Genomic DNA, 19,232 nt, shown 5'->3' with positions numbered 1-19,232 from the left:
GGCCACCTCCCTGCAGGTGGCCTTTTTCATTTCAAGGAGTCACCCCCATGTCTGCCTTCATGATCGACCGCAAGGACTACCTTGCCTTTGCCGTGCAGTTGCACCGCTTTTGCAATGCCCCGATGCCGCCTCATTACACCCTTGAGTTGTTGCGCACCCTCTGGTGGCTGCCGCCAGCAGACACGACCAGTACCTGGACGTGGCGGGTAGATCGGTTAGTGCGACTGATGATGCTCGCCAATCAGCGGGCGGTCTGGCATCGCTATCAGTTAGGACGTCAGCAGGACCAGAAGGAACCACGCCAGCACCAATCTACCAAGCTGAGTCCGCTTAAACCTGCCCACCGTTACCACCAGGCACCACTTAACGATACCGAACTGATAGCCCTCTACAAATTCGCCTGCTGCGCCCTGTACCAGTCGAGCGAATGGAGCGGCAGCCCTGAGCAGGCTCCCCGGCTGGTGAAGGTGATACTGCAGTTGCAGCAAGCGCTGGCGCAAGACGTACTGGCCCGGTTGTCACTGTGGGAGCAAGCACCTTGGGGAGAGATGTGATGGATCTCTCCATCACCCTGACAGTGACAAGCTCACCACCGAGCTCAACGGCCCACCTGGCTCAACGCATCGCCGATGACATGGCACACCTGCATCACCGTCTGGGTGATGGGGTCAGCGATGAGCTTGGCATCAGCATCAGTTACCTAGTCGAACAGTTTGCGCTGCTGGCAGCGGCTTACCGTTCATCGGCAGAATTGGAGAAACACCAATGATTGAGTTCAACGATAGCTTTAGCCAGGCCGCCGTGGCAGAGGCCATGTGTGCCCATCCAGCACTTGCCAAACTCATCAGTCAGCAGTTGATGCTGCCGAGCTTCGCCTATGCCCACGATGTGGAGGGGCGGCGTATCGGCGGCCCACTGGTAGCGCCCAACCCGGTGCTGCACAAGACCACGCTCTTTGTCAGTCCACGGGATATGCGTGAGCACCTGCCACGTGAGATTAACTTCGCTCGCTTTCGCTGCGCCTGTAATGCTGTGGGCCAACCGGTCGGCGAGTGGCAGCGGGTGATAGTCGGTGCCTACGTTAACCATGGCAGCAACGACGCGCCAGATTGGAGCAGCCATACATGACAACGTCCACTGCATCATTAATGGCTCAAGAGAGTGCTATCGCCAGTCTCCGGGCCCATATCGAGGAGTTCATTGCGTTGGAGCTGACCGACAAGCTCGATACACAGTTGGCCAGTCTGGTGAGCTCCGGCGTGCTGGAGCTGGATAACTGGAACGGGGCAAATCTGGTCCTGCCCCGCACAGTGACCACCGCGCTACTGGAGGCTGCTGCCGAGCGGGTGATTTGGCACAGCCACCGCCGCCGCTATCAGCGAGACATCATCCACCTCAAGCAATCGCTATAGACAATCCCCCCACAACTGCACACCACCCCCCCATGCAGCCCCTCACATCCGAAGGGCTGTTTGCATTTGAAGGAACCACACCATGCACGACCTGCGTGATTACAAGACCCTGACGCCTAAGCAGATGACTGCTGCCATCGGTCAGCTCAACCACAACACTGCGCCGAAGATAATGACCCACCTTGCATTGCGGGCCGCTCAGCCGCATCCACTCGGTAATCAACGCAGCAGAGCCAAGGCGCTCAAGCTGCTGCGCCGAGTCAAGAAGGTTCACAAGGCAGGGCGTATCCCGTTCGAGCTCACCGTGACCGGTTGCCGCATCGACCGAGGCAGCCATCAAGCAGACCGTTACTACTACGACCGGACGCTACTGGCCCAAGGCTGGCAGCAGTACGACACCGAGGAAGATGCGTGGTACTTCGGTATGTGGATTCACACCGAGCAACTCGAAACCTTTACCTATGCCGAGGGTGATACCAGTCATGTGATTGCGCCGAACGTTGATGCGTTTCGTGCCGAGCTGGCGCGGCTCTACCAGTACCACCCGCAAGCCCCGGCTTTTATCAGCATCGACCCGGAGGCGGGCGTTGTTGCCCGCCACTTTGAAACCAAGCCGGAGGTGTGAAATGGCCAAACACATCACCATCAAGGTGCCTGGCAAACACCCGCAGACCGGCGAGCTCACCACCTTCGAGCTCAAGGGTCAACGCATCGATATCGACATTGGCGGGCAGGCCGTGCCTTTCCTCATTCACGGGAGGGGCATCAGCACCTCGCTCACCCACATCCCGAGCGGTTATCGCATTGCTCTACTCGGCGGCTGGCTCACCGCTCGTTACGCAATTCCTGAGAATAAGCCCAGCAGAACGGCCTGCGCTCAGATGGCCATAGACCGTCTGATAGCCCAGTACGGCTCGCTGCACCTGCTGGACCGGCTCAATGGCAAACCTGTGCTCAATGAGACGGCTGACTGCGCTCGTTGCCCCCAACACAGTCTTACTCATCCACGAATAGCATAAAGGGCCAGCCCTCACAGGATGGCCCTTGACATCATTGGAGTCACCGAACATGAACCGCCTTATCACCGGGCTCGAGGTGCATTGCTATGCCCCCGAGCTGAACAAGCTGCATCTGCGCAATCGGCAGACCTTACCAGTACCCGGCATCACCACCATCAAGGAAGCCAAAGCCCACCTGTTTGGTCGCTGGCAGTCAGGGCATCAGGTGACCATCACAGTGAGCCATCCCGACTACATCAATCTTTCTCGGCTCTACAGGGGAAGGCTGGCCAGCCTGTCCAACCTCCCGGCGCATCTGACAAGACTACGCCAGCGCCACAACGTGCCCGGCACCATCATCGACATTCAACTGAGGTATCGCTAATCATGACCACGACAACTACCCACACCAATAGCCAACAACATGAAGCAGCAGACCAGCCCACCCGGATTTTTGCGCAGTGGGGCCTACCCCATACCGTTACCCCGCGCTTTGGCGCTCGTCTCATTCAAGAGCATCATCGCCTGCACTTTCTGTCAGATCGGGCCTCACTGGTAGGCGAGTGGGCAGAGGAGGCAATAGATAGGCTGGAAGCCAACTTCCCGGAGATTATCAAAGCACTTGAGACCGATCTGCTGACCGGTAAACTGGACGCCCAACGTCAGCAGTGCACCACAATTCAGCACTGTGGGTTCACCTGTGAAGCCGATTCTCTCGGTAGCCATGGCTACATTTATATAGTGATTTACGCTGTTGCAAACGAGAGCGTCACACACGACACCCAGGCGTCACCTCAGGTCCTACGGTAGCAATGTGCTTGTGCCTACTCGTATTGGCGCTGTGTTTAGCATGGGGAAGGCCAATCGGTGGCCTTCATTTTTTGGGTAGACAATCCGCGTCATCGGTTTAGTAATATCACGTGTTCGTGTGAGACCCACTGGTGGTTACAGACAAATAACGTGCTGCTGGTATGCAACATGTTGTTGATATTGGTTGGTTGAGCTGCCAATGCAATGCATTGATAGGAACATTGCAGAATGTAGAGGGGCTTTAGGCCCTCCTATAAATTTCTGCGTGGTCGGTGGCTTATAATTTAAGATGTATGAAAGTTATTTTTCTTGTAAGGGATGCTATTGCTCGATTAGATGTGAGTGTTGCCATAGAAGATGGCCTGTGTTTTTTATCGGGTTAAATCGATGTGTGTCGTGATGGAATGCTAATGAGAGGGCCGGGCTGATGTGTTTGCTTTAGAAATTGCCAGGGTTGTGTATTATTACTTTAAATGCAGGTTGGGTGGGTCGATGTGCACAATGACCAGGTTGCCATCAACCTTCTGTTTTTATTGGTATTTTTATTTATTGTTAGAGAATGAGGATCTGTGTAGGAATTGCCGTAGCATACGCTAAAGTCACATGAAAATTCATTGGTTTTACTTTTAGTTTACTGTGTTTTTTCATGTGATTTACAATCAAGGTTTTCGTATTTTAATGATTAACGTAAATCGTGTTACGAGGCAATTATATAATAATTGGAATCTAGTATGTTTAATGTATTGGTGGTCAGTGACTATAACCCTGTCAGAGAGTTAATCAGGTCTGCATTGAGAAATCATCCCTATGTAGATGAAATAAAACTGTTGAGCGGGACAGGAGTCAAAGCGCAATCGCATGTCAATGCCAGGAGTCAGCAAAATGCATCCGACGTGATCGTGTATGATCTTGATTCCTACCAGCATTCACCAGAGAAGCAGCTTGAACGAATGGAAGAGGTAATAGCGACCAAGTCATTGACCAAACACGGAGCATCATCCCTGGTGGTCGTTGCGAGTGATGTGCAGTTGGGGAAGCTACAGTCAAAGGTATGCTTTCTCGATGCATACTTGATCACCAAGCCATTTACATTTAAGCAAGTTGTGCAAATGGTGAATAATGTTTGGACAACAAATGATCTTGTGGTGTGAACCCAATATGGGTCTAATAGCAAGCGGAAATATATCCAGTGTATAACTCCCTGTGAGGGGAATGCCCTTGTGCATATCCCTAGCTCCGATCTTGATCCACCGCCGCCGATACACTTTCCATCTTGGTGGAGTGATGGCCGTACCGGATGTCCACCTATCCGTATAGTACATGTCCCTTGTCGGGTGACGCACAAGTCTCATTGCGGGGCGTCGAAGTCAGTGAACAGATGATGAACCCCAGTGCATCATCTGCTCACTGGTCTTAACTTTCTTGCCTCTTGTCACGCCACCTAAATTCCCCATCTTTCCAAAATGAGTCGCTAATGCGGCTCTCTGTGTCTATCTGCACTGGTCATTGGTATTGCCTGTTGCCCGCTCTCTATTTAGAAACGTTCACCAACCGCATATGGTGGGCTTACTGTTATATCTGCGAACAGCTCTTGCGACCTTGTGCCGGTGACGTGACATTGAAATCAGTGTTTTACTCGGTTGCCGAGATAGCAATTGTTCAATATATCCGAGTAAGACATGAGCGGGGAGTTGGCAAGTCTCAGTTGCCAAAGGTGAATCGCCACAGGAATGTTTTGGAATCTTGTTTATTCAATCAGAAATGTGACTTGGCGAGTGCAGGGAGGATGGTTAATAACCATGATGTGCCATGTATTTCTAAGTATTTTTATATAACTTAAAGGTCTGCTATTGCTGTTTTAAGATATGAAAATCCAAAAGGGATTGTTTGTCCCCCATTGGATAGGGGGGGCCAACTTCTTCGCTCAGATTGTCAGGGCTCCCCACTTAAAACAGCACCCGAGCAAGTTCAATTTTAACCTTGCTTGGTCCTCAGTTAAGCCCGGCTTTGCCGGTGTTCCTGTTATGCATGCAAAGGTATAGATGCCCAACTACATAAAGCTTGTGCACTGGCTGTATGAGGAAAATCGCATGGTTGCCTTGACAGAAGCTGCAAAATTTATGAATGTCACTCTGAATGGTATTCAACATTATATTAAGGCCATCCTTAAGTATGAACATATCTTCCAGGTGAAAATTTGCCAGCTAGAGGATGTTGAACGTAAGCAGTATGCAATCAGAGTGCTTGCTATCAGACCTTATAAATTGATCTCCGGAAGAGGGCCAATTCTAACGGAAAATGTGTGGCATTGCTTTCAAGGAGGCCGCTATAGCATGACTGATATTTGGCGTGAGCTGATCAGCAAGCCATGGTGCAAAATGTATATCTCAAGCCAAGTATGAAATGAAAGGAGGTTGAAGGTAGTATAAAGAATAGGTTGTATCAGTAATGTTGTTGTTGCTTGTTCCTGAATATACCCCGTGTGTGTGTTGCCCATCGTGGCTTGACGGATTGCATGTGCAATCCGTTTTTTTTTACGTGCTTTGAGCAATGAGTGAAATCTAATGTGGGGCACCGATGCAAGCACAAAGCCGTGTGATGGAGCGCCAACTCGCCTGACAAACTGGCAGCCATAAAGATAGAGTTTTCTTCCCGGATAACCATAAAAAATTGCAATCAGCATGCAAGTGGCGGTGATGGGAATTCCGGTCGGTTACGATTTATTGCATCCATGATTATGCTCATGTAATCGCATTTTAAACAAACACGTAATTCCCTTTGGTTTGCCTCTAAGTGTTTGTTTTGGTTTGTATTTTTAATTATTTTAAAGGATGTTTATTTGTCGGTGAAACATCTTGATAATTGCTGTCGTCGATTGGCAGGTTGTGATTCCTGATCATTTCGAGAGTCAGCGTGAAAACGTGATAATGCATCTGGAAGCGAACAATAAAGAATTGCTTCAAGATACATATGCTTTTAACCTATGCATTTAAAACCATGCAGAGGTTGGAGGGGTGGGTGGAAAGTTATTGAACTAACTGTTTTACCACTATTAAGAAACTTTTATTAATAGGATATAAAGTATGAAAAAAACAACTATTGCTTCCACTATGATGATGTTGATGCTTTCAGCTTCTGTGTTTGCTGAAGGAACTGGCACTCCGGCAGCTAGTGCACCGACTGACCAAGGACATGGAGTCATCAAGTTCGTTGGTGCCATTATTGATGCTCCCTGTTCTATTGCGCCGGAAAGTGTAGATCAAACCATTCAAATGGGTCAGATAGCAAATAGCTTGTTGGAACACCAGGGCGAAGGTCCGCTGCGTCCATTTGATATCCATCTTGAAGGTTGTTCCTTGGATACGGCAAAAACAGCATCGATCACTTTCAACGGGATTGCCGATGATAGCGAGAAGAAGCACCTGTCCCTTAATGGTATTGCTAAAGGCGCTGCCATTGCCATGGTGAGTCAGCGGGATGGCTCTGAAGTGGTATTGGGAACTCCAACTAAAGCCTTGTCACTTGTTGACGGTGACAATCATCTGAAGTTTGGTGCCAAGCTGGTCAGTAATTTAAAAAGTGGTGAAAAGGCTACTCCTGGTGAATTTACCGCGACCAGCGACTTCATCATGACTTATCAGTAAATAGTAATGTAAATATACCGAAAGGTTCATGTGGATAATGACACGCAGGGACGCGTGATTTCTTTAGCCTAGCTGTGACTTGAATTTTATGAAGCAAACATTGATATATTTGACAATTTCTTTCATGATGCTCAGCTGGACTGAAAGTTCTTATGCTGGGGATATTATATTCAATACTGACCTTCTCGATGTAAAAGACAAGGAAAGTATTGAGTCAGGTGCATTTAAACGTGCCGGATATATTATTCCTGGTGATTATACCATGCAACTAATCGTGAATAATGTGCAGGTTGGTGAGCGCAAGATTCGTTTTTATGAGCAAACAGAAAACAGCTCACAACTGTGTCTGACTGCTGAATTGGCTAGCGAGCTTGGATTGAAGAAACCAGAGTTAAAACGTCTGCTTGCCAGCCAGCCCCGTTTGCTGGCGGATGAACAAGCCTGTTTTGACCCTGCAATTCTCGAAGGCATAGTCATCAAGGGGGAGATCAATAAAGACACTCTGACTATCTCTGTGCCTCAAGCTTATCGCGATTATGCCAGTGATTCTTGGGATCCTCCCTCCCGTTGGGATGAGGGGGTCAATGGTGCACTGCTTGATTACGGCCTTAATCTGCAAGAGAGCCACTCGGCTCATGGTAATGGCAACAGTACCAATGCGAGTGCCTATGGTGTGGCTGGGATAAATACGGGCACGTGGCGATTACGTGCCGACTGGCAGGGGCGCTATCAGCGTAATGAGAGCCAGGGAGGAGATGAGCACGCCCAAAGCGACTTTGACGTCAATCGTGTATATGCCTATCGGGCCTTGTCAGAGCTCGGCGCCAAGCTGATGGTGGGTGAGCAAGACCTTGGCAACTCGATGTTTGACGGTTTTCAGTTTACCGGTGCTTCCGTGATAACCGATGACAATATGTTGCCCCCGAACTTGCGAGGCTATGCACCGGAAGTGGTTGGCATTGCCAAGACCAATGCCAAGGTGGTGATCAGCCAGCAGGGACGTGTGATCTACGAAACCCAAGTGGCGTCAGGTCCTTTTCGGATCCAGGACATGGGCAGTGGTGTCAGTGGCAAACTGGATGTAAAGGTTGAGGAGCAAGACGGCACTGTGCAGAGGTTTCAAGTCAACACGGCCAATATTCCCTATCTCTCCCGCCCAGGGTCTGTGCGATACAAGTTCAACAGTGGCAAGGTCAGCAGCCAGCCTCATGAAGTGGATGGCCCTGTTTTTGCCAGTGGTGAATTTTCCTGGGGTGTCAGCAATGGCTGGTCACTGCTGGGGGGGGCACTGCTCAGCGATGGTTATGACGCGCTGTCAATTGGGGTGGGGCGTGATCTATTGCAGTTTGGTGCTATCTCATTCGATATCACCGAGTCCAGGGCTCATCTGGCAGAAGGAACAAAAACCGGTGGCTCTTACCGGGTTAACTACTCAAAGAACTTCGAAGAATATGACAGCCAGGTGGCGTTTGCCGGGTATCGTTTTTCCGAACGCGACTTCATGAATATGAACGATTTTATGGCAGCCAAGCAGATAGGTTCGCGTTACTACCTTGGGGGAGCCAAGGAGATGTACAGCGTGGTGCTCAGCAAGCAGTTCAAGGCTGCCCAACTGGGTGCCTATATTGATTACACCCATCAGTCCTACTGGTCCCAGATGGACAGTGATCGTATCAGCGTGTCGTTATCCCATTACTTTGACGTAATGGAGTGGCGTGGTCTGACGGCATCGCTGACTGCTTATCGCAATGAGCAGAGCAACCTGACGGATAACGGCATGTATTTCACCCTGTCAGTGCCCTTTGGCCTGAACAAACATGTCAGCTATAGCGCCTCCAGTTTGGGGGGGAAAACCACCAACAGTGTGAGCTTCTTTAACAGGGCCGATGAGCGTAATAGCTACTCTGTCACCGCATCTACCTCGCCGACGGGCGAAAGTGCCAGCGGTTTTTATACCCATATCGGTGACAAGACCACCCTGATGGCAAATATCAGCCATCAGGCGGGTAGTTCGACGGCCGCAGGCCTCTCGATCAACGGAGGGATCACCGCGACGGGGGCGGGGGTGACCATGCACAGGGTGGGTATGATGGGGGGGAGCCGGATCATGGTTGATACTGACGGTGTCAGCGAGGTGCCGGTACATTCAGGCGGCCCCGCCACCTTTACTGACAAGCATGGCAAGGCCGTTGTGGCTGACGTGTCCAGTTATTATCGTCAACGTACCAGTATCGATGTGGATCAATTGAGTGATGATGCGGAACCCATAGGCACCCCGGTTTCCATGGGGACGTTGACCGAAGGGGCCATCGGCTATCGCCACTTCGACATGCTGTCGGGTAGTAAGCGGATGCTTGTGCTGGTCAAGGGGGATGGCAAACATCTGCCGTTTGCAGCTGAAGTCTTCAATGACAAGGGGCAGCAATTGGGGATGGTCGGGGATGAAGGCATGGCTTATCTGGCAGGCTTGCACGAAGGCAGCGCTGTGGAGGCTCGCTGGGGCAGCGATCAGCATTGTCGCTTCTATATACCGTCGCCGCTGCCTGCCATGGAGGCGATGGCAAGACTAACCTGTCAGTAATACTGTTTTTAATCTGATTGAGATAAACCGAGATGAACAACAAATTGCTTTACACCATGCCTCTGCTGATGACCCTGCTTGCTGGCCAGACACAGGCAGCCGTGTCACTGGATCGCACCCGGGTGATCTACCCGGGAGAGGCCAAGTCCATGAGTCTGACTATTCGCAACAACAATAAAACCCTGCCCTATCTGGCGCAAGCCTGGCTGGAGGATGCCAATGGTCAGAAGGTCAATAGTCCCTTTACCCTGTTGCCACCGGTGCAGCGGTTGGAACCGGGCATGGAGAGCCTGTTCAAGGTGCAGGCGTTGCCTGCCGTCTCTTTGCTGCCACAGGATAAAGAGAGCCTGTTCTACTTCAACTTGCGGGAGATCCCGCCGCGCAGCGACAAGCCGAATACCTTGCAACTGGCGCTGCAGACCCGGATAAAGTTCTTCTATCGCCCGGCCAGCTTGCTGGTCGAACCCGGCAGCAACAAGGCGCCGTGGCAAGAAAAAGTCACGCTACAAGCGGTGGGTGGCAAGTACCAGCTCAACAACCCGACGCCTTACTACGTATCCATCGTGGCAGGGGCCACCTCGATCAAGGCCGGCAGTGCAGAGGGTTTTGAGCCTGTGATGATCTCTCCCAACAGCAGTGCCATGGTCAATCTGGGGGTTGCCAAACTCGGCCAGCAACCCACCTTCACCTATGTAGATGACTACGGTGGCCGCCGTACCCTGAGCTATCGATGTGCCGGCACTTGTCACCTGTTGCCAGTCAAAGACGCCAGATAAGGGGAGCATCATGCAGTTGTGGTCAAGCCAGCGAGCAAGACGTACCTCCAGACAAAACGCAAGGAGTGTGAAGCCCCATCTCTTGCTGCTCTCACTCAGCGGGCTCTTCATGGCTTCGCTACCCGCACAGGCGGGTAGCGACACCCTGCTGCTGACCATTACAGCCGAAGTGGTTAGCCAGCCCTGCTCCCTGCGCCCCGGGGATGAAACCATCCAGGTGGATTTTGGTGGCATCGTCAACAAGGCTTTGCTCCGTGATCAGCGTACTCCCAGCAAGGCGTTTCAGTTACATCTGGAAGAGTGCGACCCGGCCATTGCCGGCAGTGTCAAGGTGACCTTTGCCGGGCAGGGGGCCGCTGAAAACAGCAGCTTGCTTGCCTTGGCGGGGGATAGCGCTGCCAAGGGTATCGCCATCGGGCTTGAACAGGGGGGACAACCCCTGCCGCTCAACCAGGCCAGCAGGGCGCAGGTATTGGCAAGCGGCAGCAATGTGCTTGATTTTGGTGCCTATGTGCAGCTGTTGCCCTCGGGGCAGGCCAGTCTGACTCCGGGCGCGTTCAACGCCACCGCCAACTTCACGATCGACTATGACTAATCCGTATCCCGTGTTGCACCTGGAGCACGCTTGGCAGCTGGCCTATGAGTGGGTTTGCAAACGGCGTCGCCACTACCCGGCCAACGCCGATATCTGGCACGTGCGCTTTCATTGGCCCGCACTTTCGCGACGACTGCTGGAGTCTGTGCTCGCTGGGCGCTATCGCCTGAGCCCCATGCAGGTGGTGGGCAAGCATGCCATCTGGTCGGCGCAAGATGCGCTGGTGCTCAAATGGGTTGCTTTGCAAAGTGCTCCCTGGCTCCCCTTGCATCCACGCTGCGAGCATGGCCTTGGCATGGGAGTAAAAGCATCCAAACAGCGTTTACATACCTTTCTAACCGAAGCGCAAGGGGACTACCCCTTTGTGATGCGTACCGATATTCGGGGCTACTACCAGCATATTGATAAAGAACAGGTGATGGCGCGAGTGGTCAGTCTGCTCCCCTCGCCGGTTTGGCGAGAGCTGATCCGTCAGTATCTCTATTACAGCGTGGAGCAGGGGGGCGAGTTTCATACGCCGACCACAGGCATAGGCCGTGGCTGCGCATTGAGTCCGCTGATTGGTGCCAGTCTCCTCTATCACATAGATGCGGAGTTTGCCGGGCAGCCGGATCTCTACTATGCCCGTTATATGGATGATTTCATTATTTTGGCTCGCACCCGTTGGCGGTTGCGTCGTGCCATCGCCACCCTGCGCGGCCATCTGGCCGAGGGGGGCTTTTCACTGCACCCGGACAAGACCCGGATTGGCAAGTTGGCCAAGGGGGTCGATTGGCTGGGTGGCTGGTTTAACCTGCGGGGACTGGTGGGTATAGCCCCCCGCTCCCTGCAACAATACCGAACCCGATCCCTGCGGCTTTATGAGCAAGCTATTCGTCAGGGGCACTCCGAGGAGGAGTGCCAGGCAAGAGTGCGGATGTATCGGCGACGGTGGGGCAGCAGCGCTACGACAGCACAAGGTTGCTTCGGGGCGCACTGCGAATCTTCATCAGCTGGGGTATAGACAAATATGAGTTGGAGCCGACAAACGAGGGTGTTAAATAATCCAATCACCATGATTAAAACATACGCGCGTATATGGAACCTGATGTGTTGTGTCTGTGCTTCAGGGGTTGCTCACAGCACACATGCCACGGAACCCGCAGGTATGGTAGTTGTACCAATCCCCAGCATCAGTGTGGACTACAACAACTGCAAGAAATGGCAAATAAAAGAGACCTACACCGCAGTGCCTGTCCCTAGCAGCGTTCTCCAACAACTAGTACCCAATGAATGGTACTCGACCGGCGATCACTTCCATGTTGGTAGTGGCAATAGTGGTAGCTGGCGCACTGATTATGCCATGAGGGGAACACCGATCGAAAAACTCCGGACAATAAACGCTGTTATATTCGGGGTGTATGAACCTACTGTTGGAATGACGAAAACGATCACCGTATCGCACGACGGATGGTGTGCCGCTGACCATGGGGCGCGGGAGTGCGTAGGGGTTTTTGTGTCCCCCGCGATGGGTAAACATCATACTAAAGACCCTGTGACATTTCCGCTGGGGCTGTGCTCTGGGATCCCTCCATCCGAGGTTAGTTGCCAGTTCGAGTCACCTGACGGCACCGTTTCGCTCGGGTCGGGAGGGAGGGGTTCGCGGGGTGGAACGACAGCGGTCCACGTCAGCTGTTCGCGGCCCGTCGTGTACCGGGTGTCCGAGCTGCCTGGCCCCGCCGACCCCGCTTCGCTGCAGATCGTGACGCTTACCGTTCAAGGGGTGCCCCTGCCATACGTTTCTCCCGGTACTCAGGCTAACGAAAACCTGATCATCGAAGTGGAGGCCAAAGTGTCGTCTGAAGGATTCCTCTCAACGCAGCGGGTGCTTCGTATTGACATACCCTGATGAATCCTGCCTAAAACCTGGGTCCCGGTCCCGGACCGGCGGAGAGACTCAACATAGCCGTTGCCTCACAACGGGCGCCCGGGGTGTTACGCCCTCCCACTTGGTATAGCTCGGCTCACCACATGCCACCGACCTCCAACCGGGCTCCCTCTCTTATCACCAACCCCCGCCCTTCGGCGGGGTATTCCGACTATCTGATAAGCATGGTGGAAAGCCAATATGGATCCGAGCCTCACCTTCCCGTATAGATCCGTCCTCCCCCCAACCCTAATCGCTGACGAGCGTGACCAGCCGATGGATTGTTGACGGTGCACGATGCTGCACCCTGTCGGCCAATCCGCAACATCTCGGAACTTCGGCTCCAAATCTCTTCCCATTGGCCATTCATATTGACTGAACCGGACTTGGCTGCGGCGTTGCGGGAACGGGGATGTACGCCAATCCGACAGGGGGAGAATTTGGGGGATCGGACACTGGTCAAACACAATACGTCCCTTACCACAATTGCCTCCCTTATCCACTCCGCCGTTTCCGACGATATCCCGAACGATCGTGCTTGCGGTCCTGCGGGATTGTGGTCCGCTACGATTCACCGTTATCTGCCTTCCGATGGGACAGCTGTTCGGCGTGTGACCTGGGCCCCTTGTGCTAGGCCGTCGATATCTGCGATCCGAATGGATCGCCAAGGGGAGGTGATTGGACTGGGCGATGGTCAGAGTATCCGCGTTTATCTGGGCCTGTGGGAGATGAGCAGCTGTGTTGTTGGTGACCGGCAATCACGACGCTCAGGGGGTGGACGAAAGGCACAAACGCCCCCGAGATAACTCGTTGTTCCGATCGGACACTCGACATTTACATGTTGCACTCGATTCGTACTTAGACGCGCATCGGCTCGTTAGGCATCCTCAGCCTTCTCTCCGACTGAAGAGGCGCATCCTCGTGCGGAACGGTAACCAGTGACCGCCTACCCTCGGCAGTTGGTCCTTACGTGACTGACGGTCCCCCCTCCTTTGCCACCCCCCCCTGACGTACCTGTCTCACCTTACGCTCAGGGGCTCAAAACTCGTCGCCCACTGAGATGTACTCCCTCTCCACCTTGCTCGTCAATCCTACTAATGACGAATGACAGATCCCGTGGTGTACACGTGTTCACCTGAATTTCTAAGGCCCCAACGACGCACCGGGCGGGGTCGTTTGTATCTCGCTCCCGCGTAGTAGTTGATGCGGGAGACACCTGGAACGCGCTTTACGGGCGACGCACTAACCGCATCCTGCTGCGGAACACGACTGGTTGGCATTGGTGGAATGAATGATGCACCGGCTCACGCGCATTCTCACCTTTCCCTCCTCACCATCTCTTTCGACTGAGTTGGTGAATCACCCCCGTATCCAATCGGGCAGCAATCTTCCTCGCTATAACCGGTCGCCCCTTGGGGAGAATCATGCAGTCAGGCATCGAACGGCGTATCCCCCTTCAGTTCAGTACCCGGGGAATGCTATTCGCTGGTGATTGCCCTTGGTGCGCGGAGGCCGGGATACACCACTTCTTTCACGGGCACTTGCTGTTTGGGAAATAACACCTTCCTTTTTGGCCAATCGGAAAGCTGTGGGTACAGGGTTGAACGGATACCAACCCGGCTTCTTTTGTCAAATGACAACAATTTTTTCGTCCGACTTGCTGGCCCGCGGCGCAATCACAACGCAATCCATCACGAGCGAGTGCCTGCTGAACCGCGACACTCGGATTGCTCCCGGCGGCACTCTTACCCATGTTATGAAACGGCCGCCCCCGAGTAATGCACCGTATGCGCACCTCGTAGTCGTAATATATGGTGGTGGGGATGTCGAAAGCGCAGTAAGCAGAGGAATGGGGGGGGGCTAACCCCTAGTATGATGACGGGGCTATCAGCGCGTGCGAGTGACAATGACCGTCATCATCAGCGGCCGGTAATACGAAATAGGTCTACGCCCACCCGGTGATTATATGATGGAGTAAGAAAGGGGGATTAGACGATCCCTGGCCTTGCCTGCTTACTAAGAGAGGGGGGAAGTGGCCAGCATATGAGCACGAAACCATTGCAGGGCTGCGCGCAAGACCTGCTGGAATACAGCACCGTAATGGAGATGGTAGTGACCTGCCTCACCTATAATGCAGAGCTGTTTATCATCGCTGGCCAGTGTTTCGTAGAGTGCTTGACCCTGGCGCAGGGGGGTAATGGCATCGTCCTGCGCCAGCACGACCAGGCTGGGGCAAGTAACTTGCGAGGCTACCTGTATGGGTTTGTAGCGCAGCAAGGTTCGCAATGTTGCAAGCGGGAGGTGGTGCTCCACGTCGGGATGCAGGTGCGATAAGTCATCAAGAAAATAGCGTGATTCCCTGTCTGTCAGCAGGCTCTCCAACGGGATCCGGGGATCATCCCCCATGATTGCTCTCTGTGGAGGCAGGTTGCCGCTAGGTTGTTCCCGATAGGTGGCGTCAGCGGTATGCAAGAGGGGAGCTAGTATCGCTTCCCCGTCGCTGAAGGGGGATTGGCTGACGATGCAGCGCACACCAGGCTGGTTCGCGGCCGCCGTGATCACATGGCCTGCGCCGAGGCAGTGCCCCCAGAGCCCGATGCGCTCAGGATCAAGGCTTTTTGGGGAGCCCCGTTTGACCCAGGCGATAACCGACAAGATATCTTCCACTTGGCCAGCAGGTGTCTGCGGGCCTGCTCTGCTTCTGCTTTCCCCCATCCCCAAATAGTCAAAGGTGATGGTGGCAAAGCCGGCACGAGTAAAGGCGTTGGCAAAGGGGGGCAGCAGGGCTGATTGTATGCCTCCGAGCAAGCCATTGCAGAGAATGATGACGGGAGCGTTGCGCTGGTGTGGCAGATGGCGAAGTGTCAGTACGATGCCGTTACTGAGTTGATGAATGGTGCTTTTCATGACGGGCATTCCTAAACAGCTGGATGTGATTCATATCCATCCAAAAGGCGTTGTTCATGATGACGTAGAGGGGCTAACAGGGTGAAGCTGCGCACCTGGCTCGATGTGCCGAGCGGGATGGGCATCCTTGCCCTTGTGTGTCGACTCCTTATCAATGTTGCTCTTGCACTGTCTTCATGGCCTTGATGCGAACCTCTACCCGACGGTCTGGTGCCAGACAGGTGATCTTGGCCGATTTTTTCTGGATGGCGTCACACTCGCTGCCAGTCAGCGGATCGGCCGCACCACGGCCTTCTACCCGGATCTTGCCGGCTGGTAGCCCCTGTGCGGCCAGGAAGTTGGCCACAGTTTCAGCCCGTTGCCGGGAGATCCGCTGATTGACCTTGTCAGAACCTATCCGGTCTGTATAGCCGATCACAAGAGCTTCACCATCTTTGGGTCTGTTGTCTGACAACTCCTGATACAGCTGCTTGAGCGCTTTGAACCCCTCTTCTTTGAGGTCTGCCTTGCCAAAGGCAAACAACACGTCCGAGCTGAGCTCGAAGGTCTTGTCGACCATCACGGGTTTGGGGGCCGGGGCTGGCAGGGGAGCTACCGCAACCGGTGGGGCATCATGGCTTCTGAATGGGTGGTAGACCACTTCCAACGTGGTCATGTTCTGGTTGGGTTTGATCCTGGTCTGGTAGTCGCTGCTATGCAGATCGGCGACATCCTGGATGTAGCGCCAGCGGGCTTGCAAGTCGAGCGAGTCGGTGAGCTGATAGGTCAGACCTGCGCCGAAGAGCGACGAGACCTTGGTGTCTTTGGCGCCCAGCCCATCGGTGTGACTCCAGTAACCACCGGCCTCCCCGAAGAGGGAGAGGTTATCACCGAGCGGCAGGCGGCCAATCAGGGTGCCTGTCCCCCCCTGGTTTTCAAACCGGTTACCGTCCGTATTACCTCTTCCGGCATAAAGATAACCAACCTCGGCCCCGAGATAGTCATTGAAGTTGTACCCCAGGAATGCGTCTGCTGCCGCCGCATCCTCACTGCCAGAGTCAACCCCTTCTATTTTATTCAGCCCATGAAAATGGGTGAATCCTGCACCGGCCCCCATATAGACATCAGAGATGTTGGAGGTACCATCTGCTGACGCATGGAGCGACACCAGGCCGATCATCAAGCCACTGATAATATAATGAGTTCTTCCGATCATGTTTAACTCCTCATCTTCGACTAGGTCAGTTGTTGCAATTACCCACCAACGGCGTTGGTGGTAGGTGCCTACGTTTATTAGAAATAAAACTTGGTACCGATCAAAAACTTGGTCAGTGAACGTTTTGGATCACCGCCAGACATATGCAGGTCATCCGTTGCTATGTTGTGGTTGACTTCAGCGGTAAGCGCCACGTTTTTGTTAATGAAGTATTTGACGCCGGCACTCAACTTGATATTCATGGCTGTTGCATCGAATGAATCAGTTGAGGAATGATTTTCAACATCGTTGTAATTGGCAGCCAAGAGCTGGGTACCTACCCCCATATAGGGCGTCAAGTTGCTTGAGTTGACGAAGTTATATTCGGTAAATATACCGACGGCTGCGGATTTGTAAGATTTGGTGGCGTTGATATCCATGTCACCACCAATTTCCCAGCCATTATCAATAAAGTAGCCATAGTTAGTGTTGAGCAGGACCTGGTATTTATCTGCGTAGTCGAAGTCAACGGAACCCTGAACGCCGACTTCTTGAGTACCTTCGCTAAGATAGTTTTCATTGGCGTGAGAAATGCCAGCGGTTCCAACACCAAGGACAAATGTGGTCAGTATCAAGTACCTATTTGTTACTTGTGACATCGTGTATACCTTAAAATAAATCAAGTAAGCTAAACCAGCCTGATGCTATCGCTTCAAGGTCAAGTCATGAAAATATTTTCCTTGGCCAAGTTTTACCCATGACCAAGCGATATCGCAGTCTAGTGATTTTTGGTAAAAATGGTAATTATATATAATTCGTAATTTATTATAATTTTTCGGATGCAGCATAGAGTATGCCGCCCATGATATCGCTCATGTAAATGTTGTTCTTCTGGTCGATCGAAACATGAGTCGTTTTTGCTGACGTAAACTCAGCGATGAGTTTTATGATATGTTCATTCTCTCCAATTAGATTGAGATTATCGATGTCAAGGGGAGAGGGAGCATTATGAAAAATGATCTTCCTGGTTCCATCTGGTAGGGTAATGCTTTCATACTCACTGGTTCTGTCAAAATGGAATAGAGCGCGATGATGGCTGTCGTTGGCAAAAATACTTTGCAAAACCGTTTTTATTTTTTCTGGGTGCCCGCTGCGTACAACGTGCACATCAACCAAGAAGTCTTGTGCATGACAACCTTTAAAAAAGCGCATCGATATTAATTTTTCCCCATAGCGATCATGATGGCTACTCTCTCCATTGCCATGCTCGATGAAATTATTCACTGCGCAAGGTAGTTCTCTGTTAAGATCTGCAGTTGTATTATCCAAAATGAAATTAGATTGCTTGCGCACGCCATTACCAGAGACTGAGGCGATAGAAATATTGCTATCTGTAGCCAGCAGATAAAACTTGGCATTAAGCTTGGCACGTATCAAAACGTCATTGATGGCTTTGATTGTTGTGTGTTTGTCAACGTTCAACCCCTTTTTTAGAAAAAGTGAAAGGGTGTGGTTGGTATACAGATCGAAATCATCCAGTGGTGTTTTGAAAACGCCGTCTGTATTATGAGTGATGAAAAAGTATATCGCGGTGAAGCAGAGTACCAGTACCGCAATATAAATATATACTTTTTTGGAAATACGGATGTAAGGAGTAATGCTCTCTCGTTTACTAATTAAAATATTATCCATGGCTGGTTGTTCGCCTACCAGCGTTAAGTGCTCTGACTCATCTATAGAGATAGCTTGATGTATATCTTCATCTTTTATATTTTTTACTTCTAAAAGCAACATGTAACCAATTCTTGGGATTGTTTTGATGGCATTATTGATGCCAATAGATTCAAATTTTCGTCTTAGCATCAATATATTCTTGTTGAGACCTATGTCTGCGGACTCGCTAGAGCCCCATATTGATTGCAGTAATTGGTTTCTTTCTACAACGGCCAGGCTGGATATGCAGAGCATCTCCAATAGCTCGGTTTCCTTCTGACTCAGTGTAATTTCCTTGTTGTTGATGACCAAACGGTATCGCTTTGATTCAAATGTTATATTGTTATTGATGATATAGTGCTGATTCATACGGTACCTCATGATGCGCTTGACCTAACGCTATAGTCTGCGAAATATAATGCTAGGGAAGGTTGTAAAACTGAACTGGCTGACTATTCAAGTACAAGGCTATAAGTACTTCCAACACAGCAGTGATAAAAAATGAAAGCAGAATAATAGACATCATGCTCGGCTGCCTATATCTACACCTGAGATATCTACACCTGAGAGTTATTTTATATCTATGAAATGCATCTTTTTGCATGGTATGTTGGCTTGGCCGCTTATGGTTGATATATCGCATTTTTTAAAAACCGTGTGACTATTTTGACTTGCATATTTTACGCATGCGAAATGGATTTTTAACTTACTATTGA

The 19,232-nt window shown here is 51.8% G+C and carries 19 protein-coding genes; 15 read left to right on the top strand and 4 right to left on the bottom strand.

Annotation, left to right across the window (positions count from 1 at the left end; genetic code table 11):
• Positions 1-47 precede the first annotated feature (47 nt).
• The 15 genes from ACB031_RS12985 to ACB031_RS12915 all read left to right on the top strand — a co-directional run bounded on the left by ACB031_RS12985 (position 48) and on the right by ACB031_RS12915 (position 11,819).
• On the top strand, positions 48-554 hold the full coding sequence (locus tag ACB031_RS12985; protein WP_371139715.1) for a hypothetical protein: 507 nt from the start codon (positions 48-50) through the stop codon (positions 552-554).
• Positions 554-769 carry a hypothetical protein gene (locus tag ACB031_RS12980; RefSeq protein WP_371139714.1) on the top strand — a complete coding sequence of 72 codons (216 nt, stop codon included), beginning with the start codon at positions 554-556 and terminating at the stop codon, positions 767-769. Before ACB031_RS12985 ends, ACB031_RS12980 begins: the two co-directional genes overlap by 1 nt.
• Positions 766-1,128, top strand: a complete 363-nt coding sequence (locus tag ACB031_RS12975; protein ID WP_371139713.1) for a hypothetical protein — start codon at positions 766-768, stop codon at positions 1,126-1,128. The genes ACB031_RS12980 and ACB031_RS12975 overlap by 4 nt, the downstream gene beginning before the upstream one ends.
• The gene (locus ACB031_RS12970) at positions 1,125-1,412 is read left to right on the top strand and encodes a hypothetical protein (RefSeq protein ID WP_371139712.1); all 288 of its coding nucleotides are present in this window, start codon (positions 1,125-1,127) and stop codon (positions 1,410-1,412) included. The genes ACB031_RS12975 and ACB031_RS12970 overlap by 4 nt, the downstream gene beginning before the upstream one ends.
• 82 nt (positions 1,413-1,494) lie before the next feature.
• Positions 1,495-2,037 carry a hypothetical protein gene (locus ACB031_RS12965; RefSeq protein ID WP_371139711.1) on the top strand — a complete coding sequence of 181 codons (543 nt, stop codon included), beginning with the start codon at positions 1,495-1,497 and terminating at the stop codon, positions 2,035-2,037.
• Between the two features lies 1 nt (position 2,038).
• Positions 2,039-2,431 carry a hypothetical protein gene (locus tag ACB031_RS12960; protein ID WP_371139710.1) on the top strand — a complete coding sequence of 131 codons (393 nt, stop codon included), beginning with the start codon at positions 2,039-2,041 and terminating at the stop codon, positions 2,429-2,431.
• A 49-nt stretch (positions 2,432-2,480) separates the two neighbouring features.
• Entirely contained in the window at positions 2,481-2,795 is a 315-nt protein-coding gene (locus ACB031_RS12955; RefSeq protein WP_371139709.1) for a hypothetical protein, read from the top strand.
• Positions 2,796-2,797: 2 nt separating this feature from the next.
• Complete coding sequence (locus ACB031_RS12950) at positions 2,798-3,220, top strand: type IV toxin-antitoxin system YeeU family antitoxin (protein ID WP_371139708.1); 423 nt, start codon at positions 2,798-2,800, stop codon at positions 3,218-3,220.
• A gap of 731 nt (positions 3,221-3,951) precedes the next feature.
• Positions 3,952-4,371 carry a hypothetical protein gene (locus ACB031_RS12945; RefSeq protein WP_309946063.1) on the top strand — a complete coding sequence of 140 codons (420 nt, stop codon included), beginning with the start codon at positions 3,952-3,954 and terminating at the stop codon, positions 4,369-4,371.
• Positions 4,372-5,262: 891 nt separating this feature from the next.
• Positions 5,263-5,622 (top strand): hypothetical protein, encoded by a 360-nt coding sequence (locus ACB031_RS12940; protein ID WP_371139707.1) that lies wholly within the window; start codon positions 5,263-5,265, stop codon positions 5,620-5,622.
• Between the two features lie 681 nt (positions 5,623-6,303).
• Entirely contained in the window at positions 6,304-6,864 is a 561-nt protein-coding gene (locus ACB031_RS12935) for a fimbrial protein (protein ID WP_371139706.1), read from the top strand.
• Positions 6,865-6,952: 88 nt separating this feature from the next.
• A complete protein-coding gene (locus tag ACB031_RS12930) occupies positions 6,953-9,445 on the top strand; it encodes a fimbria/pilus outer membrane usher protein (protein WP_371139705.1) in 2,493 nt (830 codons plus the stop codon).
• 32 nt (positions 9,446-9,477) lie between these two features.
• Positions 9,478-10,221 (top strand): fimbria/pilus periplasmic chaperone, encoded by a 744-nt coding sequence (locus tag ACB031_RS12925; protein WP_139725346.1) that lies wholly within the window; start codon positions 9,478-9,480, stop codon positions 10,219-10,221.
• Between the two features lie 67 nt (positions 10,222-10,288).
• Complete coding sequence (locus ACB031_RS12920) at positions 10,289-10,816, top strand: fimbrial protein (RefSeq protein WP_371139704.1); 528 nt, start codon at positions 10,289-10,291, stop codon at positions 10,814-10,816.
• Positions 10,809-11,819 carry a reverse transcriptase domain-containing protein gene (locus ACB031_RS12915; RefSeq protein ID WP_371139703.1) on the top strand — a complete coding sequence of 337 codons (1,011 nt, stop codon included), beginning with the start codon at positions 10,809-10,811 and terminating at the stop codon, positions 11,817-11,819. The genes ACB031_RS12920 and ACB031_RS12915 overlap by 8 nt, the downstream gene beginning before the upstream one ends.
• Positions 11,820-14,738: 2,919 nt before the next feature.
• Here the strand turns inward: ACB031_RS12915 and ACB031_RS12910 are convergent.
• The 4 genes from ACB031_RS12910 to ACB031_RS12895 all read right to left on the bottom strand — a co-directional run bounded on the left by ACB031_RS12910 (position 14,739) and on the right by ACB031_RS12895 (position 18,885).
• Complete coding sequence (locus ACB031_RS12910) at positions 14,739-15,629, bottom strand: alpha/beta hydrolase (RefSeq protein ID WP_371139702.1); 891 nt, start codon at positions 15,627-15,629, stop codon at positions 14,739-14,741.
• Between the two features lie 151 nt (positions 15,630-15,780).
• Positions 15,781-16,824: an OmpA family protein gene (locus tag ACB031_RS12905; protein ID WP_371139701.1), complete on the bottom strand. Its 1,044-nt coding sequence runs from the start codon at positions 16,822-16,824 to the stop codon at positions 15,781-15,783.
• A gap of 77 nt (positions 16,825-16,901) precedes the next feature.
• Complete coding sequence (locus tag ACB031_RS12900) at positions 16,902-17,462, bottom strand: outer membrane beta-barrel protein (protein ID WP_139725348.1); 561 nt, start codon at positions 17,460-17,462, stop codon at positions 16,902-16,904.
• Positions 17,463-17,628: 166 nt separating this feature from the next.
• Positions 17,629-18,885 carry a transcriptional regulator gene (locus tag ACB031_RS12895; protein WP_371139700.1) on the bottom strand — a complete coding sequence of 419 codons (1,257 nt, stop codon included), beginning with the start codon at positions 18,883-18,885 and terminating at the stop codon, positions 17,629-17,631.
• Positions 18,886-19,232: the final 347 nt, after the last annotated feature.

Source organism: Aeromonas sp. S8(2024), assembly GCF_041403085.1.
Lineage (GTDB): Bacteria > Pseudomonadota > Gammaproteobacteria > Enterobacterales > Aeromonadaceae > Aeromonas > Aeromonas dhakensis.
Note: the sequence above shows the minus strand (reverse complement) of the source record. Positions and strands in the feature narration are given on the sequence as shown.